General features: G+C 62.0%; 24 protein-coding genes. 13 read left to right on the top strand and 11 right to left on the bottom strand.

Translation table 11 applies throughout. The annotated features are described in order from the left end of the window. Nucleotides 1-83 precede the first annotated feature (83 nt). From H7F53_RS09070 to H7F53_RS09045, 6 genes are all read left to right on the top strand, one after another. A complete protein-coding gene (locus H7F53_RS09070) occupies nucleotides 84-977 on the top strand; it encodes a beta-keto acid cleavage family enzyme (protein WP_185679153.1) in 894 nt (297 codons plus the stop codon). Next, complete coding sequence (locus tag H7F53_RS09065) at nucleotides 977-1,759, top strand: SDR family NAD(P)-dependent oxidoreductase (RefSeq protein WP_185679152.1); 783 nt, start codon at nucleotides 977-979, stop codon at nucleotides 1,757-1,759. The genes H7F53_RS09070 and H7F53_RS09065 overlap by 1 nt, the downstream gene beginning before the upstream one ends. Continuing rightward, entirely contained in the window at nucleotides 1,759-3,048 is a 1,290-nt protein-coding gene (locus tag H7F53_RS09060) for an MFS transporter (RefSeq protein ID WP_185679151.1), read from the top strand. Before H7F53_RS09065 ends, H7F53_RS09060 begins: the two co-directional genes overlap by 1 nt. A gap of 25 nt (nucleotides 3,049-3,073) precedes the next feature. Next, nucleotides 3,074-3,940 (top strand): polysaccharide deacetylase family protein, encoded by an 867-nt coding sequence (locus H7F53_RS09055; protein WP_185679150.1) that lies wholly within the window; start codon nucleotides 3,074-3,076, stop codon nucleotides 3,938-3,940. A gap of 150 nt (nucleotides 3,941-4,090) precedes the next feature. After that, nucleotides 4,091-6,265 carry a TonB-dependent receptor gene (locus H7F53_RS09050; RefSeq protein WP_185679149.1) on the top strand — a complete coding sequence of 725 codons (2,175 nt, stop codon included), beginning with the start codon at nucleotides 4,091-4,093 and terminating at the stop codon, nucleotides 6,263-6,265. Nucleotides 6,266-6,353: 88 nt separating this feature from the next. Then, nucleotides 6,354-7,112 (top strand): SDR family NAD(P)-dependent oxidoreductase, encoded by a 759-nt coding sequence (locus H7F53_RS09045; RefSeq protein ID WP_185679148.1) that lies wholly within the window; start codon nucleotides 6,354-6,356, stop codon nucleotides 7,110-7,112. A 40-nt stretch (nucleotides 7,113-7,152) separates the two neighbouring features. Here H7F53_RS09045 and H7F53_RS09040 read toward each other — a convergent pair whose 3' ends face one another. Next, complete coding sequence (locus H7F53_RS09040; protein ID WP_185679147.1) at nucleotides 7,153-7,893, bottom strand: TetR/AcrR family transcriptional regulator; 741 nt, start codon at nucleotides 7,891-7,893, stop codon at nucleotides 7,153-7,155. A gap of 91 nt (nucleotides 7,894-7,984) precedes the next feature. Between H7F53_RS09040 and H7F53_RS09035 the strand changes: the two genes are divergently transcribed. The 4 genes from H7F53_RS09035 (at nucleotide 7,985) to H7F53_RS09020 (ending at nucleotide 11,773) form a co-directional block, all read left to right on the top strand. Next, the gene (locus H7F53_RS09035) at nucleotides 7,985-9,268 is read left to right on the top strand and encodes an aspartate aminotransferase family protein (RefSeq protein ID WP_185679146.1); all 1,284 of its coding nucleotides are present in this window, start codon (nucleotides 7,985-7,987) and stop codon (nucleotides 9,266-9,268) included. Nucleotides 9,269-9,775: 507 nt separating this feature from the next. Next, on the top strand, nucleotides 9,776-11,044 hold the full coding sequence (locus tag H7F53_RS09030; protein WP_185679145.1) for a tyrosine-type recombinase/integrase: 1,269 nt from the start codon (nucleotides 9,776-9,778) through the stop codon (nucleotides 11,042-11,044). 61 nt (nucleotides 11,045-11,105) lie between these two features. Next, nucleotides 11,106-11,444, top strand: a complete 339-nt coding sequence (locus tag H7F53_RS09025; protein WP_118072698.1) for a type II toxin-antitoxin system RelE/ParE family toxin — start codon at nucleotides 11,106-11,108, stop codon at nucleotides 11,442-11,444. A gap of 5 nt (nucleotides 11,445-11,449) precedes the next feature. Continuing rightward, entirely contained in the window at nucleotides 11,450-11,773 is a 324-nt protein-coding gene (locus tag H7F53_RS09020; RefSeq protein WP_118072697.1) for a helix-turn-helix domain-containing transcriptional regulator, read from the top strand. Nucleotides 11,774-11,872: 99 nt separating this feature from the next. On the opposite strand, the gene H7F53_RS09015 is transcribed toward H7F53_RS09020, so the two are convergent. Both H7F53_RS09015 and H7F53_RS09010 read right to left on the bottom strand, forming a co-directional pair. After that, nucleotides 11,873-12,265: a CZB domain-containing protein gene (locus H7F53_RS09015; protein WP_118072696.1), complete on the bottom strand. Its 393-nt coding sequence runs from the start codon at nucleotides 12,263-12,265 to the stop codon at nucleotides 11,873-11,875. A 237-nt stretch (nucleotides 12,266-12,502) separates the two neighbouring features. Next, complete coding sequence (locus H7F53_RS09010) at nucleotides 12,503-13,141, bottom strand: hypothetical protein (protein ID WP_162895910.1); 639 nt, start codon at nucleotides 13,139-13,141, stop codon at nucleotides 12,503-12,505. A 74-nt stretch (nucleotides 13,142-13,215) separates the two neighbouring features. On the opposite strand from H7F53_RS09010, the gene H7F53_RS09005 reads away from it, so the two are divergent. Beyond that, nucleotides 13,216-14,415, top strand: a complete 1,200-nt coding sequence (locus H7F53_RS09005) for a WG repeat-containing protein (RefSeq protein ID WP_185679144.1) — start codon at nucleotides 13,216-13,218, stop codon at nucleotides 14,413-14,415. Here the strand turns inward: H7F53_RS09005 and H7F53_RS09000 are convergent. Next, entirely contained in the window at nucleotides 14,400-15,872 is a 1,473-nt protein-coding gene (locus tag H7F53_RS09000; protein WP_185679227.1) for a hypothetical protein, read from the bottom strand. The genes H7F53_RS09005 and H7F53_RS09000 overlap by 16 nt on opposite strands. After that, nucleotides 15,869-16,954: a hypothetical protein gene (locus H7F53_RS08995; RefSeq protein ID WP_185679143.1), complete on the bottom strand. Its 1,086-nt coding sequence runs from the start codon at nucleotides 16,952-16,954 to the stop codon at nucleotides 15,869-15,871. The genes H7F53_RS09000 and H7F53_RS08995 overlap by 4 nt, the downstream gene beginning before the upstream one ends. On the opposite strand from H7F53_RS08995, the gene H7F53_RS08990 reads away from it, so the two are divergent. Then, the gene (locus H7F53_RS08990) at nucleotides 16,922-18,484 is read left to right on the top strand and encodes a SecDF P1 head subdomain-containing protein (RefSeq protein ID WP_185679142.1); all 1,563 of its coding nucleotides are present in this window, start codon (nucleotides 16,922-16,924) and stop codon (nucleotides 18,482-18,484) included. The genes H7F53_RS08995 and H7F53_RS08990 overlap by 33 nt on opposite strands. Further along, entirely contained in the window at nucleotides 18,481-19,491 is a 1,011-nt protein-coding gene (locus tag H7F53_RS08985) for a hypothetical protein (protein WP_185679141.1), read from the top strand. Before H7F53_RS08990 ends, H7F53_RS08985 begins: the two co-directional genes overlap by 4 nt. Nucleotides 19,492-19,582: 91 nt before the next feature. Here the strand turns inward: H7F53_RS08985 and H7F53_RS08980 are convergent, their stop codons facing one another. The 6 genes from H7F53_RS08980 to H7F53_RS08955 all read right to left on the bottom strand — a co-directional run bounded on the left by H7F53_RS08980 (nucleotide 19,583) and on the right by H7F53_RS08955 (nucleotide 24,088). After that, a complete protein-coding gene (locus H7F53_RS08980; protein WP_118072689.1) occupies nucleotides 19,583-19,978 on the bottom strand; it encodes a cupin domain-containing protein in 396 nt (131 codons plus the stop codon). 193 nt (nucleotides 19,979-20,171) lie between these two features. Continuing rightward, complete coding sequence (locus tag H7F53_RS08975; protein WP_162895906.1) at nucleotides 20,172-20,654, bottom strand: cytochrome c; 483 nt, start codon at nucleotides 20,652-20,654, stop codon at nucleotides 20,172-20,174. Between the two features lies 1 nt (nucleotide 20,655). After that, nucleotides 20,656-21,234, bottom strand: a complete 579-nt coding sequence (locus tag H7F53_RS08970) for a Tll0287-like domain-containing protein (protein WP_118072687.1) — start codon at nucleotides 21,232-21,234, stop codon at nucleotides 20,656-20,658. Continuing rightward, nucleotides 21,234-21,344: a cytochrome bd-I oxidase subunit CydX gene (cydX, locus tag H7F53_RS08965; RefSeq protein ID WP_101797211.1), complete on the bottom strand. Its 111-nt coding sequence runs from the start codon at nucleotides 21,342-21,344 to the stop codon at nucleotides 21,234-21,236. The genes H7F53_RS08970 and cydX overlap by 1 nt, the downstream gene beginning before the upstream one ends. Nucleotides 21,345-21,356: 12 nt before the next feature. Then, on the bottom strand, nucleotides 21,357-22,505 hold the full coding sequence (gene cydB, locus H7F53_RS08960) for a cytochrome d ubiquinol oxidase subunit II (protein ID WP_185679140.1): 1,149 nt from the start codon (nucleotides 22,503-22,505) through the stop codon (nucleotides 21,357-21,359). A 14-nt stretch (nucleotides 22,506-22,519) separates the two neighbouring features. Next, the gene (locus H7F53_RS08955) at nucleotides 22,520-24,088 is read right to left on the bottom strand and encodes a cytochrome ubiquinol oxidase subunit I (RefSeq protein ID WP_185679139.1); all 1,569 of its coding nucleotides are present in this window, start codon (nucleotides 24,086-24,088) and stop codon (nucleotides 22,520-22,522) included. Between the last annotated feature and the right edge of the window lie 53 nt (nucleotides 24,089-24,141).

Here is a 24,141-nt window from a genome sequence, read left to right as displayed (position 1 = left end):
GGCAGACAAGTTTTGGCCTCTGCGTCCGCTGCCGACATAGCGCGGGCGGACGGGGAGCAAATGATAAGGCCGCGGAGAGGTGCATGAGCCGCAAAGTTATCCTGACGATCGCGCCAACGGGCGGCATGGCCAGCAAGGCCCAGAACCCCTACCTACCCATCACGCCCGAAGAGATCGCGCGCGATGTAGAGGCCTGCTGGGAGCTGGGTGCGAGCGTGGTGGCTATTCATGCTCGCCGGCCTGATGGCCTCGCCACCTGTGATCCGGAAATCTATAGCCAGATCAACACTCTGGTCCGGGAGCGGACGGACATCGTGATCAACAATTCTACCGGTGGCGGGGTGAATGGCGACATGATCGGCCAAGGCGGCAACGGTTACTGGGAAATTCTTTGGGAGGAGCGGATCAAGGGCATCGAGGCCGGCGCAGAGATGTGCACGCTGGACGCCACCACTATCATCGCCAGCTTCGAAGGCCGCGAACTGCTGATGCACACTTCTCCGGAGCGCTCGCGCCAGTTGGCAGCTCTGATGAAGGAAAAGGGAATCAAGCCTGAATGGGAGGTCTTCAGCCCCACCCATATCGTTCAGGACGTCACGACGCTGACCGCCGCGGGCTTCGACAGCGAACCTTATTTCGTGAATATTGTGCTGGGCACCGATCGGGCGTTTCAGAATGCCATGCCCTATAGCCCGAAGATCCTGCAGTCGATGGTCGATCTGTTGCCGAAGGGGGCCATTTTTGGCGTAACCGGCATAGGTCCGGCGCAGTTGCCGTGTATTCCCAATGCGTTGTTGCTTGGCGGCCACGTCCGCGTCGGATTGGAGGACAACCTGTACTATTCGCAGGGCCGGCTCGCCACGAATATGGAGCTTACCAAGCGCGCCGTGCGGATCGTCACCGAAATGGGCTATGAACTCGCAACCCCAGCGGAAGCCCGCGCCATTCTGGGCCTGAGCGGCGGAAAACCGGGCTGATGGCTGTCGCGTCCGGCCCAGCTGACCAGAGGTTCGCAGGTCAGCGCGTGCTCATTACGGGCGCGGCGGGTCTGCTGGGCAGGGCTTTGGCGCGGGCTTTCGCCAAGGCTGGAGCGAGCCTGGCGCTAGTCGATCTCGACGCAGCCGGGCTCGATCGGATAGCAGGCGATCTCCCGGGACAGGGCACAACACTCTATCCCACCGACCTGCGTGATGCGGCTGCAGTCAGCGCCTTGCCCGAAACAGTGCAGCAAGACGGCAAACTGCCCACCATCGTGATCAACAATGCCGGCATCGCGCCATTCCACGACATCTTGGCCGTCAGGAACGAAGACTGGGAAGCGGTCATGCAGCTCAATCTCAGGGCTCCGTTCATCGTGATGCGCGAATTCGGGCGCGCCATGATCGCGTGCGGCGTTACCGGCGCATTCGTCAACGTCAGTTCGGGCGCGGCAGCAATTGTGCGCACAGACAGTGTGCCATACGGCACATCCAAGGCTGGGCTCGAATGGATGTCTGCAGGTTTTGCCGCGGCGCTGGGCCCGTATGGGATCCGGGTCAACTGCGTGCGGCCCGGATTGGCGGTTTCAGATGACCATTCCAACCTGCCACCAAACCACATCGAGAGCGCCAGCCGGCGCAATCCGATGCGGCGGATCATGATCCCGCAGGATCTGGCAAAGACAGTCTTGTTCCTCGCGTCGGACGACGCGTCCTATGTTACCGGTCAGGTCATGGGGGTGAACGGTGGCAGCAACCTCCCCGTCTGGGTCACCGCGTGATGGCGGCTCTGGACGGTCTCGATCCTGAATCAGCTGGTTCCAACCGTCACCGCTCGGTCCGTCAGGTGGCTGCAGCATCAATAGGCAACGTATTCGAGTCCTACGACTTTCTGGTCTACGCCTTCGTCGCGGATCACATTGCGGTGGCGTTCTTTGGCGAACAGGGTTCCGCCCGTGGCCTGATGGCGGCTTTCGCAGTATTTGGGGTGGGCTTGATCGCCAGGCCGTTCGGGGCCTGGTTCCTGGGGCGACTGAGCGATCGACACGGGCGCAGAGTCGCGCTAATCGCGTCCCTGCTGGGAATGGCTATCGGCACGGTCGGTATTGGCTTGCTGCCTGACTATTCCTCCATCGGCAGGGCGGCGCCGATCCTCCTGATCGCGCTGCGCTGCATGCAGGGGTTCTGCGCCGGAGGGGAATGGGGCACCGCGACGGCATTCGTCGTGGAAAGCGCCCCTGCAAGCCGGCGGGGAACCTTCGGTAGTATCGGCCAGGCCGCGAACTATGCGGCCATGCTGTTGGCCGGGGCCATTGTCGCTACACTTACCTCGCGGCTGAGCCCCAGCGAGATGGGTCAGTGGGGCTGGCGCCTTGCCTTCCTGTTCGGCGCCTTGCTCATCCCCGTGGCTCTTTGGCTGCGTTCGCGCCTAGAAGAGACGCAGGCGTTCCACGACGTCCGTCAGGATGACCCGTCCAGACACGCCCTACCGCTTGCCGCCACCGCGAGAACTTTCGGCCTCACGATTGTCTTCACGGTCTCGTCTTACCTGCTGCTGGGCTATTTCCCCACCTTCGCATCTCACTACGGCGGGCTGAGCGCAGGCGAAGCACTGACCAGCAACAGCATCGCAGTGGTGTTTGCCGTGCTGTGCACCATCGGGGCCGGCCGACTTTCCGACAGGTTCGGTCGACGGGCGGTTCTCCTGGCGGGTTGCGGCGGCCTCGTGGTCGCTTCCTACCCGCTGTTCCTCCTGGCCGTGGACGCCGAATCAATCGGTCGGATCATCGCCATACAACTGGCCTTCAACCTGCTGGTCGGAACCGTATCTGGTCCGATGGCCGCCACTCTGGTGGAGTTGTTCCCGGCGAATCTGCGGACCACTTACCTGTCGCTGGGTTACACATTTTGCACCGTGCTGCTTGGCGGTTTCAGCCCGCTGATCGTGACCGCGCTTATCACTTACACGGGGGCGCCGACGGCCCCTGCCTTGTTCCTGATAGCCGCGGCCGCCGCATCGGGCTGGGTCGCTTTCACTATGCGCGAAACCGCCTGGGCACCGTTGCGATGATCGGCCAACACCGGGGAGAGAGACAATGAGAGGAACACCCTACCCGTGGCCTGACGGCAAGACCTGCGCATTCTGCTTCACGATCGATGTGGATGCCGAATCGGTCTATCTTTGGCTCAACCGTGACAGTGGCAGCGATCATCTGGAACACATGGAGCAACGCCTGTTCGGTCCGCGGACCGGCATCTGGCGCCTCTTGGCCCTACTGAAGCAGTTCGACATTCGCGCCACCATGTTCGTCCCAGGCGTTGTGGCGGAAAGGCACCCGGAGCTGCTGCCGGCTTTCGTTGCCGAGGGACACGAGATCGCCCTGCATGGTTACAATCACGAGCTGCCGCAAGACACGCCTCGGGACGAATTTGTGGCGGCGCTGGATGCGAGCATCGCAATCTTTAGGGACCAAACCGGGATCACCCCGCATGGCTTCCGGGCCCCCGGAGCTCAGCTGACCAGGGGGATGGCAGTCGAGCTGGCGGCACGCGGACTTTACGACAGTTCGCTGTCCGGGGCAGATCATCCTTATTCATTGGACAATTTGACCGAGATTCCATTCCAGTGGCTTTTGGACGATGCCGTGCAGCTCAAGTTCACCGGATCCGCAGACAAATGGCTGCCAGGTAGCCCACAGAGCGTATTAGACAGCTGGACTACCGAATGGCGGCAAATACGACATTACAATGGATTGCTGACACTCACTCTCCATGACTGGATTTCCGGCCGCGCTAGCAACATATCGATAGTCGAATCATTCCTACGTATGGTCACAAGTGACTCGGATGTATGGATAGCTACCGCATTTGATCTTGCGAATCACCATCGGAGATATGGGCGCGACTTTGCATTTGACATCGAGATTGCCGAGCCCATCCAGCGCGCAGGCACCGCCAAGTAACGACGCGGATTGCCAATCCGGCGCCTAACGGCGATAATTCTTGTCTAGTGGATAATTAAGAGGTAACACTCCCCTGCAAGAGACGCCGGGCTTCAAATCGGGCAGCCAAAGAGCGTCTCCCACTTGTCATGCAGTGAAAGGGGCACCGCTATGAAGGCACATCTTCTTTTCGAGTCCGCAACTCTCGCCATCGCGCTGTTGGCTTCCAGCGGCACAGCGCAGGCCCAGGCTAAGGCCCAGGAAGCCGAAGCCGATGCTGACAGCTCCGGCAACCTTCAGGACATTGTCGTCACAGCCCAGCGACGGGGTGAGAACCTGCAGAAGGTGCCGATTGCCGTTTCGGCTGTGACTGGTGAAATGGCCGCGGCTCTTGGCATCCGCACATCGCAGGACATTATCGCTGCAGCCCCGGCGGTGACCTTCGCCGAGACGAATTCGGGCGCCAACATCACCATCCGCGGTGTCGGCGGCAGCGGCTCGGCGGCCGACGAACCTGGCAACGCGATCTACATCGACGGCGTGTATCAGGCCGCTGCGCCGGGGCTGATTTTTGCCCTGCACGATATCGACCGTATCGAAGTTGCCAAAGGTCCGCAGGGAACGCTATTCGGCCGCAACTCGACCGGCGGCGTGATCCAGATCATAACCAAGGAACCGTCGGACCAGCTTCGTGCGGACATGGCGGTCAGCTACGGCAACTACAGCACGGTTGAAGCCAAGGGCGTCATCAGCGGCCCGCTTGGCGGTGGGTTCACCGCATCCGTTTCGGCTTTCTATCAAAACCAGGCCGAGGGTTGGGGACGGAACATCTTCGACGGGTCCAAGGCCTATTTCGGTCACTCCGGACTGATCCGCGCCAAGTTGAAGTGGGAATCGCCCGACAATCGCACCTCGGTGCTGCTGTCCCACATGTACGTCAACACGCGCCCCGTTGCGTCGCGCGGCGGCGCCATCATTCCGGGCCAGATCACCACCAGTGGCGGCGGCATTGCGGGAGTGGGCAACCCCGGCTTCTACAACATCAACCAGAGCTACCCCACTGGGCGTCATCTGGTGCAGAACCAGACAGCCTTGACCGTCCAGCATGACATGAACTGGGCGAAGTTGGTCAACATCCTCGCCTATACTGACACCAAGAACGACATCTGGCAGGATGTCGATTTCGGTCCGGCGCCGGCCCGCAACGTCTACCTGAAGAATCCGGTCAGTACGGTCACCAACGAGCTCCAGCTGCTGTCGCCATCGGGCTCGAAGATCAATTGGTCGATGGGTCTTTATTATCTGCACAACGTCCTGGGACTGCGCCCGTCCGTTTTCACCGGAACGGCCTTTGCCGCGCAGGGCGGCAGCCTGACGACCGACAACGCGTCAACCACCAGCTCCTATTCTGCTTACGGCCAGTTCACCATTCCGATCCTGACCGGCACCAACTTTACCGGCGGGTTGCGCTATACTTATGACGACCGGTCAATCGCCGGCTACCAAATCACCGGCACGGGTGTTCGCACCAACGTCGACACCGGCAAGGTCGACAAGAAGCTGACTTGGCGGCTCGCGGTGGACCATCAGTTCTCAGATCAACTGTTGGGTTATGTGTCCTATAACCGCGGCTACAAGAGCGGCCTCTACAACGTGGCTTCGCCGGCACAGCCGCCCGTCGATCCGGTCGTGGTCGATGCTTACGAAGTCGGGTTCAAGACCCAGATGTTGGACAACACCGTGCGGTTCAACGCCTCGGCGTTCCTCTACGACTTCGAAGGCATTCAGCTGCGCGCGGTGACCAGCGCGGGCGCGACCTTCCTACTCAATGCCGCTTCGGCCTGGATCAAAGGTGTGGATGCGGAGCTGACAATCGCGCCGACCCGCAACTTCACCATCCAGGCGTCTGGTTCGTTCCTGGACACCGAGTACCGCAACTTCGCCAACGCTCCGTTCTTTCGGATCAATACCGCCGGCGGTCTGACGCAATTCACCGGCAACGCCAACGGAAACGACCTGATCTACAGCCCGCGCTGGGTCGGCAGTGTGGGTGCTGATTACAAGATCCCGACTGCAGTGGGTACTTTCGCCCTGGCCGGCAACGTCTACTACAATGACGGCTTTGCCTTCGATCCGCAGGGGCTGGTGCGTCAGACCGGCTACACTGTGGCCAATGCCAACGTCAGCTGGAGCGATCCGTCCGAAACGCTCGATGTCCAGTTCTGGGCCAGGAACTTCACCAAGAGCCAGTACTACACCTCGGTCGCAGTCTCCACGTCGGGCGCGCAGTACTTCCCTGGCGCCCCGCGGACCTTCGGTGTCACGATCGGATACAAGTTCCGGTAAGTCTGGCCGGCCGGTCCCTTCGCAGAGGGGGGACCGGCCCCGTCGAGCCAACGACCCACGACAGGCCGTGCGCAATGGAGCGGGTTAGATGACCACCGCCAAGACCGCCCTCGTGACCGGTGCAGGTCGCGGCATCGGGTTCGCCACGGCCCACCGCTTTCTGCAAGAAGGCTACACGGTCTTCGGGGTGGACATTGACACCAATGGGCTGGCCCCACTCACCGAGCGCTTCGGGACACGGTTGCTGACTTACCAGGCCGATGTCGCTGCCCCCGATTTCCCGGATGCTTGCATGGCACTGGTGACCGCCCACACTTCTGAACTGGACGCCCTAATCAATGTCGCAGGAGTCGGTGGCTCCCGCAACATCGTCGAAACTCGCGATGAGGATCTCGATCGCTTCATCGCCATCAACTTCAAGTCCGTATTCCGGCTTTGCCGCGCGGCTATCCCACGGATGAGCCGACCAGGCGCGATCGTGAACATCTCGTCAGTCTTCGCGCACATTGGCACTTATGGCACATCGTCCTATTCAGCGGTGAAGGCCGCGATTGAGGGCCTGACGCGGCAGTTGGCCGCTGAGTTCGGCGCCCAAGGCCTGCGCACCAACGCCATTGCGCCGGGGGTGATCGCAACACCGCCCGTCAAAGCCAAGATGGCGGCGGACCCGCGTTATTGCAGAACGGTAGTCGACAGGATTGCCTGCGACCGCCTTGGCTTGCCTGAGGACATCGCCCATGCCGCCCTGTTCCTCGCGGGTGAGCAGGCCGGGTTCATCAACGGCCACACTCTTGTTGTTGATGGCGGATTTTCGGTGACTGCAGTCCACTCGCCACTGTCGGCATAGACCCGCGCCGGAAGCCGTTGCGAACCACTCCTGATCGGCATCACCGCGTCAGCAGCATGCGCAAACCCTCTATCGTCGTATAGACGTGGGCTTCGAAGCTCTCGTCCAAAGGAACCTCGGCGCCGTTCTGCCATCTCAGAATAAAGTGGCGGTTCAGCATCGCATCCCGAAGGGCCGAAAGGTTGGGATACTCGACCGCGTCGATGTTGTCAGTCATGGCCTTCAGCCGATCCGCCCAGTCGCTCTCTTCCTGCGGAGGCATGGCGAACTCCATCGATACGAAGCCGATCTTGGCCGCCAGCACGACGTCATAGGCCGCCAGCAGCTTCGCCCCCTCGAATCCCGCCTCCTTGAGAACGCTGAGCAGGCGCTCAACTAGTTTGAGATCGACGCCAGCATTGGACACAAGCTGTGACGTGATCAGCGGAGCGACCTTCGGATGCTGCTGAACCACCGAGCGATAGCGCCTCATCAGATCGGCGATCCACTCCTTCCAGTCGGTCGTTTCGGGTGGAGGCTGCACGTTTTGCAACGCATGGCTGACCACACCGGCAAGAACGTCATTTCGAGTGGGCAGCCACCAGTAGATCGCAGCGGGGTAGACCTCCAACCGCTGTGCGAGAGCACGGACGCTAAAGGCATCCAGGCCAATCTCATCAATCAGCGCAACCGCCGCTTCGAGGATCGCTTCACGGTTGAGTGACCGCTCGTCCGATTTCGTTGGCTTGCCGCGCTTCTTTGGCCGGGCTGTCGCGACCCCGGACTTTGGTGCGTCATTCATTCGTGAAGTCTTTATCCTGCATCATCGCACTTGCCAGCAAAAACCTACTCAGATAGGAACTGAATTGTCTACCGAACAATTTGAGGCTGGGATGACTCACCATTTCAAGGTCAGCCGCTGCGTGGAAACGGCGCTTGAGGAGGCGGAAAGCCTCTATCGTAGCCTTCATCCCGCTAGCGCGGCGCACAGTGCACATGCCGCACAGTTCATGCCGGGCGGCAACACGCGGTCGTCACTCTGGGCATTTCCTTTCCCGATCTATATGGAAGGAGGGCACGAGGCACGCCTCACCGACGTTGATGGGAACGTCTACATCGACTTCCTGGGTGAATTCACATCCGGGATTTATGGCCACTCGCCCGATTTCCTGAAGGACGCGCTCGTTTCCGCGACTGATCGCGGCGTAAGCCTTTCGTCGCATCACCGGCTAGAGGGAGAACTGGCGGAGCGCCTGTGCCAACGGTTCCCGTCAGTCGACATGGTCCGTTTCTGCAACAGTGGCACGGAAGCCAACATCATGGCGATCAATGCTGCCTTGACTTTCACAGGGCGGGAAGAGGTGGTGGTTTTCCAGGGGGCTTATCACGGGTCGGTGCTGACCTTCAGCGGCAACAATGACGTAAACGTGCCGTTCAAGACGATTATTCTGCCCTACAACGACATTGAAGCGCTGCTTGCAACCTTCGCAGGGCGGGCGGACCAGATTGCGGCCATTATCGTCGAACCGATGCTGGGAGCGGGAGGTTGCACGCCGGGGACCGCAGAGTTTCTCAGCACTTGCCGAGAGCTCTGCTCTGATTCCGGGGCGGTCCTGATTTTTGATGAAGTGCAAACGGCCAGACTCCATTTCGGCGGTCGCCAGAGTCAGCTCGGGATCTTCCCGGATCTCACGGTTGTCGGCAAGTTCTTCGGTGGCAGTCTCCCCTTCGGTTGCTTCGGTGGCCGGAAGGACATCATGCAGCAGTTTGATCCCCGAGCAGTCGGAGCCATTGCGCATGCTGGGACGTTCAACAACAACACTTTGACGATGGCGGCTGGCATTGCTGCCATTGATCAGCACCTGACGGCAGAGGCTCTGGACCAGTTAAGTGCTAGAGGCGACCGCCTTCGCACCGAGATTAACGCTGTCTTTGAACGCCAAGGGGCACCTTATCATGCCACAGGGATTGGCTCGATCATGAACATTCACCCCAACCATGGGCCTGATTCAAAATACCTTAGACAGCTCATTTATCTGGATTTGATAAACTCCGGAATTTTCGTGGCAGCCAGAGGCCTTATTTCTCTTTGTTTCTCCATTAATGATGACGATATTGTAACATTTGTGCAGAAACTGAAATTTTTTACCGAACAACGTTCGGTGTGTTGGAGTTAAGCACGGTCAGCCTCCGAATTCGACGCTAAGTCCGCGTGCGATAGGTGATCTGACCTAAGCATCGTGAGTGTTCGCCATTTCAGCGCCATGCGCCACCAATACAATTGGGGGATGCGATGCGTGGATATCAATGGCTGCGAGCGCATGAAACAACCGAGGCACTGCCAGCAGGCTCACCATATTGGTGCTCGTGCCATTTCCTATGATGACAGACGGGTGCCCAAAAACAGAAAAAGCGACCTGTGTAGGTCGCTTTTTGTCTAATGTTCATCTCAGACACTGGAGCGGGCGAAGGGATTCGAACCCTCGACCCCAACCTTGGCAAAACGAAACAAGCCATTACGCCACTGTAGCCGAACCTACGAAATATGACGGTATTTCAGTTATTTGTTGCAACACCCTTTACGACGCCGTAGCCTCCAAATCGCCACGAAACGGCAAATTTTGGAGACAATATGGAGACAGAAGGCCTCGATTCGAGCTTTGTCTCCAAATGGAGTCGTAAGCATGCCGACTGCGAAGATCAACAAGCGCTCGGTCGATGCCTTCAGCGCGGATGGACAGCCACAGGCTGTTCTGTGGGACAGCGAAATCCGGGGCTTCGGTGTCCGGGCACTTCCATCCGGGCTCAAGACCTTCATCGTTCAGTACCGCAATGCCGAGGGTATCAAGCGGCGGATCAACCTTGGTCGATATGGCGTCATCACGGTCGAGCGGGCTCGTGACCTCGCGAAGATCAAGCTTGGCGAAGTAGCCTCCGGCGAAGACCCGGCACTGGCCGTCCATGAGGCCCGCAAGGGGATGACCGTTGCCCAGATGTGCGACTGGTATCTCACCGAAGCGCGGGCCGGGAATATCCTTGGACGCAAGAACCGGCCGATCAAGGAATCGTCACTCAAAATGGACGAGAGCCGGATCAATACGCACATCAAGCCGCTGCTCGGCAAGCGGCACGCCAAGCACCTTACCATTGCCGAGGTCGAGCAGATGCAGTCCGACGTTCGGGACGGCAAAACTGCCAAGGCGCGTGGAGGAGGCCGTGGAGGCAAGGCTGCTGGCGGCCCTGGCGTCGCGGCACGCTGCCTTGGCACGCTTCAGGCGATCCTGGGCCATGCCAATCACAAGGGGCTGTTGACCGAGCACCCCACACGCGGTGCCAAGAAGCTGGCCACCAACAAGAAGACGCGGCGGCTCAGTTCGGCCGAGATCATCGCGCTGGGCAAGGCCATGGCCTATGCCGAGCGTAATGGAGAAAACCTCACCGCACTCGCGGTTGTTCGGCTCCTGGCCCTGACCGGCTTCCGGCGAGAGGAAGGCCAGGCAATGAAGCGTGCATGGGTCCATGCCGAAGGCGGCTTCATTGCATTTCCGGACACCAAGACCGACGCTCAGGTGCGTGCGATCGGGCCAGAAGCCCTGCGGGTGGTACTTGCGCAGGCCGAGATCGCCGGCAATCCGCATGTCTTTCCATCGCTGTCCGGTACCGGCCCCTATCAGGCCGCCGCCGCCTGCTTCACGCGCGTGTGCCGGCTGGCAGGGATTGAGGGTGCGACCTTGCATACCTTGCGCCACACCTTCGCCAGCATCGCTGGCGAACTGGGGTTCACCGAACTCACCATCCGCGCCATGCTCGGCCACGCCTCGCAGAATGTGACGCAGGACTATATCCATATCGACGAGGCGCTGAAACTCGCCGTGCGGCGCACCTCGGACGAGATTGCGCGCCTGCTCGATGAAGGTGCAGCCGGGCTGCGCCGCCCCGCCCCTGCTGCCTGATCATGGCGCCAATGAGTCACTCGACGAAAGGTAACGAATATGTTACCCATCGCGGTGCAATGTGATTGTTGAGGAGTATATCCGCGAGGATGGCAGCTGCCCATTCCGGGGCTGGTTCGATGATCTCGATGTCCAGGCCGCAGCCAAGGTGGCGACCGCCATCGTCCGAATGGAACTCGGCAACCTGTCGAAGGTCAAATGGATCGGCGGCGGGCTTGGTGAGTGCCGGATCGATTGGGGCCCGGGATACCGCCTCTATCTGACTCAGGATGGCGAGCAACTGATCATCCTCTTCGTGGGCGGGACCAAGAAGCGGCAACAGTCGGATATCAGGCAGGCCGGTGCATTGCTCGATGAGTACAAAGGCCGGAAGGCCAAGGCGAAGAAGGCAAGGAGTTAGGCAAGGTGGCGCTGACACGCGATTTCAAGGCGACGGTGAAGGAACGTGCCGCGCGCGACCCCGCCTTCGCCAAGGCCATGCTCGACGAAGCCGCCACCGCTTTTCTCAACGGCGAACCTCATGTCGCGCGTCTGATCCTGCGCGATCTGGTCAATGCCTCAGTTGGATTCGAAGGCCTTGCCACTGAAACCAATCGGCCCAGCAAGAGCCTGCACCGGATGCTCTCCGAAAAGGGCAATCCGAGCATGGACAATCTTGCTGCCATTTTTGGCGTAGTGCGCAGGCACCTTGGCGTCACTTTAGAGGCTAACAGCGTCGAGCCAGCGTAAGACAGAATTATCTGCTCGTCGATTTCGAAGGCAAAGGCGGATAGGTTCAGCTGCGCTCAAAATATTCAATCGCAGCGCGCACCAGCAACAAGACCGCGCTCAAGCGGCTCGACGGATGCCCTTTTGCAGTTCCGACTTCCACTTCATCAACGCTCGGACCAGTTTTTCCGATGCCGGGATAAACTCGCCTTCGAGGCGCTCCTCTGCTTCGCGCTGGCGGCCGCCAAGCGCCGACGACATGACATGCCCGGCAGACCGGTGAAAATCGGCGTGAACACGTTTGACGACCTTATAGGGCACGTCTGCCTTGGCCTCAGCAGAAAGCGCCGTGGAATTGAGCCATTGGCCGAATTTGCAGTTGCCGTCGCAACCGGCTTCATGCGCCGAAATGTCAGACTTGCCCGTGCGCATTGCCGCACGCAGCCGCATCTTCCACATGCCGTGCGCGCCGATCGCTTCGTCGATCTGATAAATTAGATTGGCGTTTGTCATGGGGCCGACTCCATTGGCTTGCAACAAGGCTTGAACTGGCCGGCATCTTAATATCATAATATGATAATATATAATGAGCGCTCTACGGGGTAATGCCTAGTCCTGCCAGCTCCCGGACGCGGGCGCGAATTCTGCCTGACTGACCGAACCCTGCGCGGCGGCAGGCTTGCTGCACGATGCAGGTTGAGTTTGACCAGGTCCGCCACCTGATAGACCGTTCGCCAACCACAGTGTTTGTCAAAGCGGCTTTCCGTCACGATCCAGCAGCTCGATCCGGTAGGAGCAGCCATAAAGGGTCTTGCCCGGGTGACTGGTAACGTTGGAGATGGAACGGGCAATCACTGTGTGGGTCCCGAACTCGTCTGCCTCGTTGGCTGGTTCGGTCACGTCAACGAGGATGCGTTGACCGAGGAATTTGCGGAACGGCGTCTCCGCTTCGACTTCGTTGCGGGTGGCAACACCAGCGGTTTGCGCTGCCCTGGCGATTTCCGCGACGGCGGCATCGCTCTCCAGTGCGTTGACGATACCTTCCTCTTTGGCGATCTCGGCGGGATCAGCCAGATCCAATATTGCCATGACGCCGCTGGAGCTGAACGCGATCCGGCGTGTCGACCACGTGCCGGTAACCAGCACTGGCTGCGGCAACTCATATTGGGCGAGGAACGGATTGGGGCTCTCGATCTTTCGCCAGCCGAAGCGCTCAGCAAGCTTCTCTTCGCCGCTCAGGGCCCAGGCGAAGGCATTGTAGCTCGGGGCGTCGAGATGGCAGTTGATGGCATCTGCAATATCGACTTCGGCCGGATCGAAGTCAGCGCCGTCCAAAGCGTGCGCAGGCGATGCTGCGAGTAATAACAGAATTAAGGCTTGGCGCAGCATACTTGCCCGATATCCAATCGCGACACCCCTAACAAGCACTGGCGCTCATCCGCCGGTTGCGCAATGACGGGACGATGACAGTATTTGCGCGTTTTGGTTTTCCTGTCCTCGCCATAATCGCGGGCAGTGCGGTGGCAACGGTTGCCATGGCGGCGGAGCTCCCGCCCACGCTGGAAAGTGGCATCTTTGGCGACGATCGGTTGATCCTTGCCGCTGACCGGGAAACCGGAACTCTGTCCGGGTACTTGCACGACGGCGATTGCCGGGTGTTCTTCAGCGGACCGTTAAAGCCGGTCACCCAGTATCAGCGTCCCGAACTGGGCGAGAGCTATGAGCTCATGTCCTGGGATCCGCAGCGCCCTGCCGCCACCTTCACCACCACGCTTTATTCGCGGGCGCGCGGCGGCTTCAACGATCAGATCACGCTGGAGCCCGGCCCCGACGATGCAAATCGCCCGACCGCTTGTCGCTGGCGGATAAGCTTCGACCGAGCCGGCCATGTTGGCAATAGCCTTATCGGTGCAGCGGTCGTTGCCCGGTCCCGCCCACGGCTGTTCGAGCTGGCAGAGGCCAAAGAGGGGCTTCGCCTGGAGCCGAAAGGCCGCGCCGCGCTGTCCCGCGATTCCGGCGTTTGGGTCACCAAGACCTATGGCGCGGCCTGGTCGCTGCCGGGCATGGTCCGGATCACCTGGTACGATCCGCCCGGCACTCCGCGCGGCGGCTATGTGCGCGAGCGCGACCTTTATCCCGTGCGCGTGGCGGGGAACCCCGAGAGCAAAGCCTTGCCCTGCACGATGCTAAAGGATGGCACTTTCGAATCGCTGGGCGACTGCGCCACCCCGAACCCAGATGGCAGTTATGCGGTCGGGCCAGACGCGTTGCGGCAGCTGCGCTTTGACCGGCATGGACTTGCCGCCTTTGCCATCCGCGCAGCAGGCTATGCCTATGTCAGGCGCGATGGTCGTGCGCTGCTGGTGCCGACCTTCGACAACGGGCCAGACGAGTTTGCGGACGGGCTGGTGCGGGTGCGGCTTGGCGACAAGCTCGGCTATGCCGATCGCCGTTTGAAGCTGGTCATTCCGGCAATCTACGACGGGGCCCATCCGTTCACCGGGAAGCGGGCATGGGCCTGCATTGGCTGTACGCCGGTCTCCGACGGCGAACACAGCTGGTATCGCGGCGGGCAGACCGTCTGCCTCGACCCGCGCGGCCACAATCGACCGGAGGCGGAGTGTGGGACTGCGGGCTGGGTGCCCCCTCAATTGCGCGAGTAGCGCCCGCGCCCCATGTTTTCCGGGATGAGATCGCGCCCTTGCACTTGAAGGCGCATGACCTCGAACGGCGGTGCGACCAGTTGCTGCGTATCGACGGCCACAGTCTGTACGCCCTCGGCGAGCGGCTTGATCGGCAGCGATGCAGAGCGTCCGGAACCGTCCGGCCAGGTAAGGACAAGTTGCTCGACCGCCGCGCCGTTCCTGCGGGAAGCGAAGGCCCAGCCACTCCGGCTGGTTTCCGCTGTCTCGCGATGGCCATCGCTGAACACAAAGGTCACGCCGACACGCGACAGGCGCATTTCGCGTGAAGGATCGCCAACCACCACCCCCACGCCGCGTCGCCATTGCGACGGCGGGATCGGCGCATCGGCGGCGGCATCGACGGGCGCGGCCTGACATTCTGCCGGCACCACCGGGGCGCCAATATCCGGCACGGGCATGGTGGCGGCGCGGTAGGCCTGCTCCATTTCGTAATGCGCTTCGTACCAGGTCACCATGGCGACTTCGGCGGCCGTGCGGTCAGCCTCGCTTGCGCTCGCAGCCGCTCCTTTCAAGGCCGCCCGGCTGGCCTCGTCCCGGGCCGTTTCCGCAGCACGTCTGGTCTGTTCCGCCCGCGCCCGCTCGGCAGGGCCCGGGGCGGGGCGATCTTCGGCCAGGATTAACGACGGAGAGGCGGCCACGCCAATGGTCCAGGGGCAGCGTTCGGCAATCGCTTCGGCTGCCCGCACGCGCTCCGCATCCCGCAGACGGCGCTCGGCCATCTCGTCCCAGGGGAAAGCCTCATCGACGCGCAGCAGCGGCGCATCCCCGGCGGGCAGATCGGCTGCAAGGGTCACCGTCTGGCCGGTGCGACCCCAGCGCCCCTTGGCCACCTGATCGACCGCGCCGTAGCTGATATACCACTCGAACCGGCCATCCGCCTTGAGCAGCAGTTCCGAGCCGGTCTCCATCACGCCTGAAAGATAATAATGACCCGCCAGCGCTGCGTCAGGCTTGCCCATATCGGCCGGCGGTCCCGGCTGCACGCAGCGCATGCGGCGCCCTTCGCTCTCCAGCTGCTGCTCCATGTCATCAGCAATCGGACCGACGTTCATGTCACCGTCTGCTGACGGTACCCGCCGGGCCTGATCGAGATAAGCCCTGCCCTTTGCCAGCGCGGCACATGGATCACGTGTACCAGCAGCATGGGACGCACGGGCAATGTCGCGCTGCAGATCCGCCCGGACCACAAGGCCCAACCCGTCCTGCCCGGCAGGGTCCTCGGCCAGCAGGGCCGCAGCTTGGTTATAAAATTCGAGCGCACCGGCATGATCGCCGACCGCTTTGGCTTCTGTCGCTTTTTCCAGCAGTTCCATGGCGGTTTGCGCTTGCTGTTGCGGCGCCTGCGCGGGAAGCTGGACACCGGCCAGCAGTACTGAACCAGCGAGGATCAAGGTGAGGCGGCGCGGCATGGTCATTCTGGGTCTTTCTCGCGCGTGGTAGGGAGCACGACATGATCCCCGTCCGCACTCCGCCCATCCTCGCAGCTTGCGGGGAGCGCTTCGTCGATGTTGTCAAGCACGCGCAGCTGAACATTGATGGGACCATCGCTGGCCGTATAGGCGGTATCCCCGTTCGGGTAAGTATAGCCCCGGAAGAAGCGCGGCGGGCTGGTGCAGGTGATCAGCGCATAGGGAGCGTTGAACAGGTCGTTGTCGTTATGGTCGGTCAGGTGAAACGTTTCGCCGAACGGACCGCTGCCAAAGCGTTCGCGCAAGTCGAAGGCGGCATCGGGCAGGCGCACCGGCAGTCGGAATACGGGCGTGCGGCCTTCTTCGTCCGTCCGGCCCTGAAACACCTTCTTCTGGTCGGTCACGAAGGGCAGTTCATAGTCCGTCGCCCGGCTGGCTGACAGGGCATAGTCGGTATGGGCGGCGGGCTTCCCCGTGCGCGGTTGCAGCAGGACGAAGCGATAGGCATATGCACCGCTGCCGATCACTTCACCTCCGGCCGGGGCGGCAGCGCCGGCGGCGAGAGCGTCCCAGCGGTCGGCATCCGGGGTGCTCGCTTCGCTGGCTTCAGCCGCAGCAACCGCAGCCTCCGGCCCCGCTTCTGCCCAGGCATCGGCCTTCTCAAAGCTCTCGTCGATGGCGTCGAGCAGATGGCAGGTCTTGCCCAGCCGCACATTGTCAATCGCCGCCACGTCGAGAATGTGCGCCTCCCCGTCAGCCCGATAGCTGGCAATGACATGGGCTTGCACCTTGCCGGTCTTGCCGCGCAGCTCGGCCAGCGGATCACCTGCGCCTGCGGCCGGCAGCAGCCGATAGCGCGTGCGCACGATATTGCAGCGCTCCAGCATCAGGTTCTCGCCATCGGCAATGACCATGCCGATGAAGATGTCCAGCGGGGCTGCGTCTGCCTCTTGCGCCCGGACCGCAGCTGGCAGCAGCAGGCCGATCGCGCAGAGCCTGATCAAGACGCGCAGGCATCGATTGCAGGACGAAGCGGCTTTACTTAGAGCAGCAGTATGGATGGTCATACGTTCCGAAAAGTCCTGCATTTTTTTGTGCGCTATCAGCCCCTCGCGCTGGTTGCCAGCCTCGTTCTGCTAACCGCCCCGCTGCGCGCCGCCAGCGATGACCGCCAGGTCTATGCCGGAACGGTCGGAGCCGCCCAGGTCGTCGTGGAACTGGAAGGCAGCGGCGACAATGTGACGGGACGCTATTTCTATCGCAAGTATCGGCTCGATATCGGCCTTAGCGGCCGCTGGACGGGCGACAGGCTCTTGCTCGAGGCCCGCAGCAGCGGTGATCAACTGAACCTGCACCGCGCCGGGGCCGAACTGGCCGGATCGCTGACGACCAAGGCCGGGCGCACGCTGCCGGTGCGGCTGTCGCCAGTGGCCGCGCCAGCCCCGTTGGCGGCGGGTCTGTCTGCGGACATGGCGGATCTTTCCCCCTATGAGCGCCACCAGCTGGCAGGCCTGTCGCTGGTTCCGGGCAGCATCCGTCAAGATGGACCGCGCGCGCTGCGCGACTGGCGCGAGCCCGTCAGCGGGATCACGCTGTTCCGCATCGAAAGCGGCTATCCCGCGCCGGTTCTGGCCCGTATCAACGCCGCACTGGAACGCCAGCAGTGGGAGCGCGTGTCGCAATGGTTCGGCTGCGAAGGGTTTGGCGGCCAATCGGGCATGGACGTTTCCGAGGCAAGAGCGCCGTACCTCAGCGACGATTTCGTCAGCTATGCCTGGTTTGCCAGCTGGAGCTGCGCCGGCACGGCCCATCCCGATTTCGGCACGCAAGGCGTGACCTTCGACGCGCGGACCGGCCGCGAACTCCAGCTGGAAGACCTGCTCTATTTCGGTAACCCGCCAGCACCCCAACCCGATACCCCGGCGTTCTTCGACTATCGCGGTGACATCTTCGCGCCGCGCATCGTCTCCTTGCTGGGCCAGCTTTACCCGAACGAGATGCAGCCTGCCGATGGTGAGGCGGCAGAGGATCAATGCGACTATGCGGATACGTCCGTGTGGGATTTCCCCAGCTGGTACCTGACCGGACAAGGCCTCTATCTCGGCGCCTATTTCGCTCGAGCGCAGCGGCCGTGCGACGAGCCGGACTGGTCGGTCATCCCCTGGCAGCACCTGACCTGGCACAAGGGCGATGACACAGTGCCTCACCGTTCTGCAGTGCCGACCTCCACCTTGCACTTTGGACAGCGTGAATTCACCCGCGACAACATCGCGGGCGTCGCCCTGGCCTTCGACGACCGCAATTTTCCGGTTCTCGATATCGCCTTGCGGCCCGAGGTGGCACAACACCTCGAAGCCGAATCAATCCGCCTGCTGAATACCGATGTCGCCATCACGGTGGGCGACAAGTCCATCAGTTCCGCCCGGCTTGTCGAGCCAATCACAGAGGGACGCATCCGGATCAGCGGCAGGTTCAGTCTGACCGAAGTGCAAGACATGGCCCGCCAGATCATCTGCACCATGCATCTGGGCGCTGAGCAATATGACTCCTTCGCTCTCTCCGACAGACCAGTCTGCGAGTCGCCCGCAGCACCCGAAGCACAAGGCGCAATTCCATGACCCTCCCGCGCATCCCTTTTCTCTTCATGCTGGTGGCTGTGCTCGGTCTGACGCCAGCCGCCGCGCAGCAGGTTCGCACCCCACCGCCTGGCACGAGTGAGCGCACGCAAATCCTTGATGCGCTCCGGCCGTCACCGGGTTCCAAAATCCGGTTCATCGTCCACCAGCTGAAGGTGATCAAAGGCAAGACGGCGACTTATGCCTATGTGGTGATCGAGCCGTCTAAGCAGGAATACGACGGCGGCGAGTACCTGCTGAAGCAAGACGGCGGATGGCGGGTGATCTGGTCAGTCACTGGCGGCGGCACCGATGATTGCCGCACGGCAGCCAGCTATTACCAATCGGCCCTGCGCCTGTTTCAGGCCGAAGGGATCGATCCCGATGCGATAAACCCCGAGCTTCACGAGGAATATCTGCGCCTCGCCACCTTTGCGGCGGAAGATCCGGACTGCGCCGCACTGGGCGATCTGGGGCCGGACCTGCCCGTCAGCGACGAGAAGACGGATGATCGGGACGGTCTGCAACCGGCCAACGGGGCGCGCTCACGCATTGCCCCGCACCCGCGGTTTCGCTCGCCCGTCACGCAGGCGGACCTTGATGGCGATGGCAAGCCAGACGCAATCTCGGTCGTTCATATCCTGCCCGCCAGCGCGGGGCGCGAGCTGGCCCCCGACATCATCGTCGCCAACCCCTGGGACAGCGACGCCGCGGCGCAGGGACTGACCGACGATAATCAGACGATGGCGCTGGTTGTCGAAAACTCCCGGACCGGCACCCGCCATCTCCTCCACAGCCCCTATGTGGAAATTTCCGCCAGAGTGGGCGCCGGTCACCCGGTTGCAGTAGAGCGCGCGAACACCAAGCTGGCGCGGGAATTCCGCAAGGATTGCCCGGACTTGCGCCACGACTTCCTGCGGATGGCGACCGAGGCGGGCATCGACATTGCCCTGTTCTGGAACGCGGGAGCTAACAGCTATGATGTGTGCTGGCCGAACGAAATCCCGTGAATAATTACGTGACAACATTCATGCGGGGAATCGAAAGGCGATAAACCGACGGAACCTGCCCGCGATCCTGCTGGTCCTGATCGCCGCCTGATCACTCTGTCGTCCGGCCATCAAAATGCTCATGGTCCACGGCCGCATCGGCGCAGGTCTTGTGGATAGTCCCGTCCAGATGTTCCGGCGGGCCATAGATGGTATAGAGTCGCAGCGGCTCCTTGCCGGTGCTGATCACATTATGGCGCGCGCCCTGGGGCACAATGATTCCGTCGTCTGCCTTGACCTTGTTGCAGACGCCATCAATCCAGATCTCGCCTTCACCCCCCTCGATGCGGAAGAACTGGTCCCGGTCGTCGTGGACTTCCTCTCCGATTTCCTCGCCAGGCTGGATCGCCATAAGAACGAGCTGGAGGTTGTGTCCGGTATAAAGCACGCGGCGGAAATCGTCGTTTTCTTCCGTCAGCTTTTCGATGTTGTCGACGAAACCCTTCATTCAGCCTGCTCCTGTCGTGGCACCCACCGTTTATACTATCGTGATGCGCAAATGGTTGTCACCCGATTTGGGCTGACCATCCGTAACACCGAGCGACGGGCCGTCCTCACCCGAACTGTTGGGGCCACACACGGAAGGGGGGCTTCCGGTGCGGCCCCTGTCCGCCAGCATGGGGGTGCCGGCAGAAGCGGGATCAATCGGCAATCTCGATCCGGTAACTGTCGTGGCAGGCAACGCAGGTATTGAGCGCCTGACCAAGCGCAGCATTCGCAGCGCTGCGATCCCCTTTGGCTGCGGCAAGGTTCAATGCATCGAATTGCTGGCGCATGCTGCTGCTCATCTGGCGAAAGCCGGGCGGCTGCCGCTCACGCAAGCCCTCGGGCGGTCGTTTCCCGCGTCCGGTCCCTTGCGCCTGCGCTGCGGCGCTGACCGCCCCCCAGTCGTCGACCGCCATCGCGGAGTGAATGTCGCGGATCGAAGCCAGGAGGCCGCGCATCTCGGTCAGGACGTGATCGGCCTGGGCCGGATTGAGCGAAACGGCCTCGCGCTGGTCGGGCGGCGCGAGCTGCGCCGGGGCGGAAGCACTGGCACTGCCTTGCGTCCGCAGCAGCAGGGCCAGCAGAATGAAGACCGCCAGCAGCAGGGCAACAGTCAGGCGGCCAGCCGTCCGGGTCATGCTAGTTCCCCCGTGCCTGACCGACCGGCCATGACACGAGAATGGCCCCGCGCATGTCGCCAGGCTTGAACCCGGTGGCCTTGTCGGCCGGATAGAGTTCGGCCAGCTTGGCCTGCACATCAGGGGCGATCGCCGTACCGTGGCAGGCAGCGCATGGCTGCTCCTTCATCGGAATCGCGCGCATGTAATGGGTCCTGGCGTCAGAACCGGAACCGCTGCTCCATTGCGTGACCGCCGGCTTGCCATCGGCGGACAAAGGCGCGGCGGCCAGTTGCTCCAGCCGCTCACGCAATTCGCCATCCGGAGCCGCGCCCGGATTACGCTCCTTGAGCGCGATCCGGCGCACCTCTGCCCCGCTTTCCTGGGACAGACTGGCGGCAATGGCCGGCGCTGCCTGCTGGCAGACGCCGATGGCACCCACCGGACCGCCGGCCTTTATCGCCGCCTGCAATTGCCCCTGAAGGTCAGCCTGGAAGCGGTCGGCCAGCGCAGCCGACTTGGCCGAAACATCCACCGGCTGCGGCGCCGGGGCCGCGCATCCGGCCAGCCCCAGGACAACGCCCGTCAGGATGCGGCGCATCACAGGTTGGGGTCCTCATCCAGCGGCGACTGGAATTCGTGCCACATCCCGTTGATGATGCCGAAGGCGAGCGCCAGGCCAAGCCCCAGGATCCATGCGAAATACCACATCGTTTTCGCTCCTTAGTAGAAGTCGGGGTTGGTGCGCACGTCGCGCAAGCTGATCCGGCCGAACAGGACCTTCATCACCCAGGCGGTATAGGTCAGCACCAGCGGCAGAAAGATCACCGTGACGATCAGCATTATCCACAGCGTCAAGTGGCTGGACGAGGCATTCCATGCCGTCAGGCTCGATTGCGGATTGATGGAACTTGGCAGGATGAACGGGAACATCGACAGGCCGACCGTGGCGATGATGCCCACGGTCGCCAGCGACGACCCTGCCAGGTTCAGCACATGGCTACGGCGGCGGATCCCCAGCAGTGCGACCAGCGGTCCGACCAGCCCCAGCACCGGCGCAATCACCATCCAGGGATAGCGGCCATAGTTGTCCAGCCAGGCACCGGGCGCGGCGACCGTCTTGATGAACAGCGGGTTGGAGGGACCATTCGGATCGACTGCGCCTTCCAGCCGGAAGCCCATGGCGCCATTGGCAACCCACAGGCCGCCGGCCGCAAACAGGATGACGCTGGCGATGGCCGCCACGCTGCCGATCCGGCGCGCGCGGTCCAGAACCGGGCCTTGCTCGATCTTGACCGAGAGGAAACCCGCCCCGTGCATCACCACCATCGCGACGGAGAGCAGCCCGGTCATCAGCGCAAATGGCGAAAACAGGCCGAGCAGCGAGCCTTCGTAGAAGCTGCGCAGGTCGCTATCCAACCGGAACGGCGCGCCTTGCAGCACGTTGCCCACAGCCACGCCGAATACCAGCGCGGGCACGAAGCCGCCGATGAACAGCGCCCAGTCCCAGCGATTGCGCCAGCCGGCATCGGAATGCTTGGAGCGGTACTTGAACGCCACCGGGCGCAGGATCAGCGCGCTCAGCACCAGGAACATGGCGAGGTAGAAGCCGGAGAAGCTGACCGCATAGACGAACGGCCAGGCCGCGAAGATTGCCCCGCCGCCCAAGATGAACCACACTTGGTGGCCTTCCCAGTGCGGCGCGATGGCGTTGATCGCCATGCGGCGTTCCTCATCCGTCTTGCCGATGAACGGCATCAGCGCGGCGACGCCCAGGTCATAGCCATCGGTCAAGGCAAAACCGATCAGCAGCGTGCCCATCAGGCCCCACCAGATGACCCGGAGCGTTTCGTAGTCGAGAGGGATTTCCATTTCGTGTTCCTCCCTTATTCTGCCGGCAGCGGGGCATAGCCCGCCGACCCGCGCGACATTTCGGGTTCATGGTGCTCCACCGGTCCCTTGCGGATCGTGGCGATCATCAGCCGCACCTCGATCACGGCGAGCGTGCCGTACAGCAGGGTAAAACCGATGATCGTGGTCCAGATCTGGCCAACCGTCAGCGACGATGCGGCAAGGAACGTTGGCAGCACGCCTTCCACCGCCCAGGGCTGCCGCCCGATTTCGGCCAGCATCCAGCCGAACTCGATCGCGATCCACGGCAGCGGGATGATGGCGACCGCGATCTTCAGGAACCATGGCTTGCTGAACTTGCACGCCGAAGCACAGTAGAAAGCGAGTGCGAAGAAGCCGATGAAGAAGAAGCCCAGCCCCGCCATGATCCGGAACAACCAGAACATCACCGGCACGTTGGGGATGGTATCCTTCGCCGCCAGCAGGATCTGCTGATCACTGGCGCTGCGCGGATCGGCCACGTGACGCTTCAGCAGCATGGCATAGCCAAGATCGGCCTTGTGCCGTTCGAACTGCTCGCGCGCGGCCATGTCCGTGCGGTGGACCTTCAGCTTCTCAACCGCGTCGTAGGCGACGATGCCGCTGCGAATGCGTTCGTCCGCCTTCAGCACCAGCTCGTTGATGCCCATGACCTCGCCGGTCAGGCTGCGGGTGGAAATCAGGCCCAGGACATAGGGGACCTTCACTTCAAAGCGCGTCTCCTGCGCCGCCATGTCGGGGATGCCGAAGATGGAGAGGCCAGCGGGGGCCTCTTCGGTGTGCCACATGGCCTCGATCGCGGCGAGCTTCATGCGCTGGTTGTCGGTCAGCGCGTAGCCGGATTCGTCACCCAGCACGACGACCGAGAGCGAGGAGGCCAGGCCAAAGGCAGAGGCGACCATCATCGAGCGGCGGGCCACGTTGGTCCACTTGCCCTTGAGCAGATAGTAGGCCGACACGCCCATGACGAAGACCGACGCCGCAACATAGCCAGCGCTGACGGTGTGGACGAACTTGGCCTGCGCGACCGGGTTGAACAGGACCGAATAGAAATCGGTCACTTCCATGCGCATGGTTTCAGGATTGAAGCGCGCGCCAACCGGGTTCTGCATCCAGCCGTTGGCAATCAGGATCCACAGCGCCGAGAGGTTGGAGCCGAGCGCCACGAGGAAGGTCACGGCGAGGTGTGCGACCTTTGAAAGCTTGTCCCAGCCGAAGAACATCAGGCCGACGAACGTCGCTTCGAGGAAGAAGGCCATCAGCCCTTCAATCGCCAGCGGCGCGCCAAAGATGTCGCCGACGTAGTGCGAGTAATAGGCCCAGTTGGTGCCGAACTCGAACTCCATGGTGATCCCGGTCGCAACGCCGAGCACGAAGTTGATGCCGAACAGCTTGCCCCAGAAGCGCGTGATGACCCGCCAGATCTCCCGGCCGGTCATCACATAAATGCTCTCCATGATGACCAGCAGGAACGACAGGCCAAGCGTCAGGGGAACAAACAGAAAGTGATACATCGCGGTCAGCGCAAACTGGAGCCGACTTAGCTCGACAACAGCCATATCCATATGCACGCTCCTTTACCGGCCCAGATTAGCCGGATGGGACTCGACTCAGCGCA

Origin of the sequence: Novosphingobium piscinae (assembly GCF_014230355.1) — a bacterium.
Taxonomy (GTDB): domain Bacteria; phylum Pseudomonadota; class Alphaproteobacteria; order Sphingomonadales; family Sphingomonadaceae; genus Novosphingobium; species Novosphingobium piscinae.
This window is presented reverse-complemented; position numbering and strand designations above follow the sequence as displayed.

Excerpts from the sequence above, each read along its gene's own strand:
- H7F53_RS09070 (WP_185679153.1), top strand. The coding sequence starts at position 84 with ATGAGCCGCAAAGTTATCCTGACGATCGCGCCAACGGGCGGCATGGCC.
- H7F53_RS09065 (WP_185679152.1), top strand. The coding sequence starts at position 977 with ATGGCTGTCGCGTCCGGCCCAGCTGACCAGAGGTTCGCAGGTCAGCGC.
- H7F53_RS09060 (WP_185679151.1), top strand. The coding sequence starts at position 1,759 with ATGGCGGCTCTGGACGGTCTCGATCCTGAATCAGCTGGTTCCAACCGT.
- H7F53_RS09055 (WP_185679150.1), top strand. The coding sequence starts at position 3,074 with ATGAGAGGAACACCCTACCCGTGGCCTGACGGCAAGACCTGCGCATTC.
- H7F53_RS09050 (WP_185679149.1), top strand. The coding sequence starts at position 4,091 with ATGAAGGCACATCTTCTTTTCGAGTCCGCAACTCTCGCCATCGCGCTG.
- H7F53_RS09045 (WP_185679148.1), top strand. The coding sequence starts at position 6,354 with ATGACCACCGCCAAGACCGCCCTCGTGACCGGTGCAGGTCGCGGCATC.
- H7F53_RS09040 (WP_185679147.1), bottom strand. The coding sequence starts at position 7,893 with ATGAATGACGCACCAAAGTCCGGGGTCGCGACAGCCCGGCCAAAGAAG.
- H7F53_RS09035 (WP_185679146.1), top strand. The coding sequence starts at position 7,985 with ATGACTCACCATTTCAAGGTCAGCCGCTGCGTGGAAACGGCGCTTGAG.
- H7F53_RS09030 (WP_185679145.1), top strand. The coding sequence starts at position 9,776 with ATGCCGACTGCGAAGATCAACAAGCGCTCGGTCGATGCCTTCAGCGCG.
- H7F53_RS09015 (WP_118072696.1), bottom strand. The coding sequence starts at position 12,265 with ATGACAAACGCCAATCTAATTTATCAGATCGACGAAGCGATCGGCGCG.
- H7F53_RS09010 (WP_162895910.1), bottom strand. The coding sequence starts at position 13,141 with ATGCTGCGCCAAGCCTTAATTCTGTTATTACTCGCAGCATCGCCTGCG.
- H7F53_RS09005 (WP_185679144.1), top strand. The coding sequence starts at position 13,216 with ATGACAGTATTTGCGCGTTTTGGTTTTCCTGTCCTCGCCATAATCGCG.
- H7F53_RS09000 (WP_185679227.1), bottom strand. The coding sequence starts at position 15,872 with ATGACCATGCCGCGCCGCCTCACCTTGATCCTCGCTGGTTCAGTACTG.
- H7F53_RS08990 (WP_185679142.1), top strand. The coding sequence starts at position 16,922 with ATGGATGGTCATACGTTCCGAAAAGTCCTGCATTTTTTTGTGCGCTAT.
- H7F53_RS08995 (WP_185679143.1), bottom strand. The coding sequence starts at position 16,954 with ATGCAGGACTTTTCGGAACGTATGACCATCCATACTGCTGCTCTAAGT.
- H7F53_RS08985 (WP_185679141.1), top strand. The coding sequence starts at position 18,481 with ATGACCCTCCCGCGCATCCCTTTTCTCTTCATGCTGGTGGCTGTGCTC.
- H7F53_RS08980 (WP_118072689.1), bottom strand. The coding sequence starts at position 19,978 with ATGAAGGGTTTCGTCGACAACATCGAAAAGCTGACGGAAGAAAACGAC.
- H7F53_RS08975 (WP_162895906.1), bottom strand. The coding sequence starts at position 20,654 with ATGACCCGGACGGCTGGCCGCCTGACTGTTGCCCTGCTGCTGGCGGTC.
- H7F53_RS08970 (WP_118072687.1), bottom strand. The coding sequence starts at position 21,234 with ATGCGCCGCATCCTGACGGGCGTTGTCCTGGGGCTGGCCGGATGCGCG.
- cydX (WP_101797211.1), bottom strand. The coding sequence starts at position 21,344 with ATGTGGTATTTCGCATGGATCCTGGGGCTTGGCCTGGCGCTCGCCTTC.
- cydB (WP_185679140.1), bottom strand. The coding sequence starts at position 22,505 with ATGGAAATCCCTCTCGACTACGAAACGCTCCGGGTCATCTGGTGGGGC.
- H7F53_RS08955 (WP_185679139.1), bottom strand. The coding sequence starts at position 24,088 with ATGGATATGGCTGTTGTCGAGCTAAGTCGGCTCCAGTTTGCGCTGACC.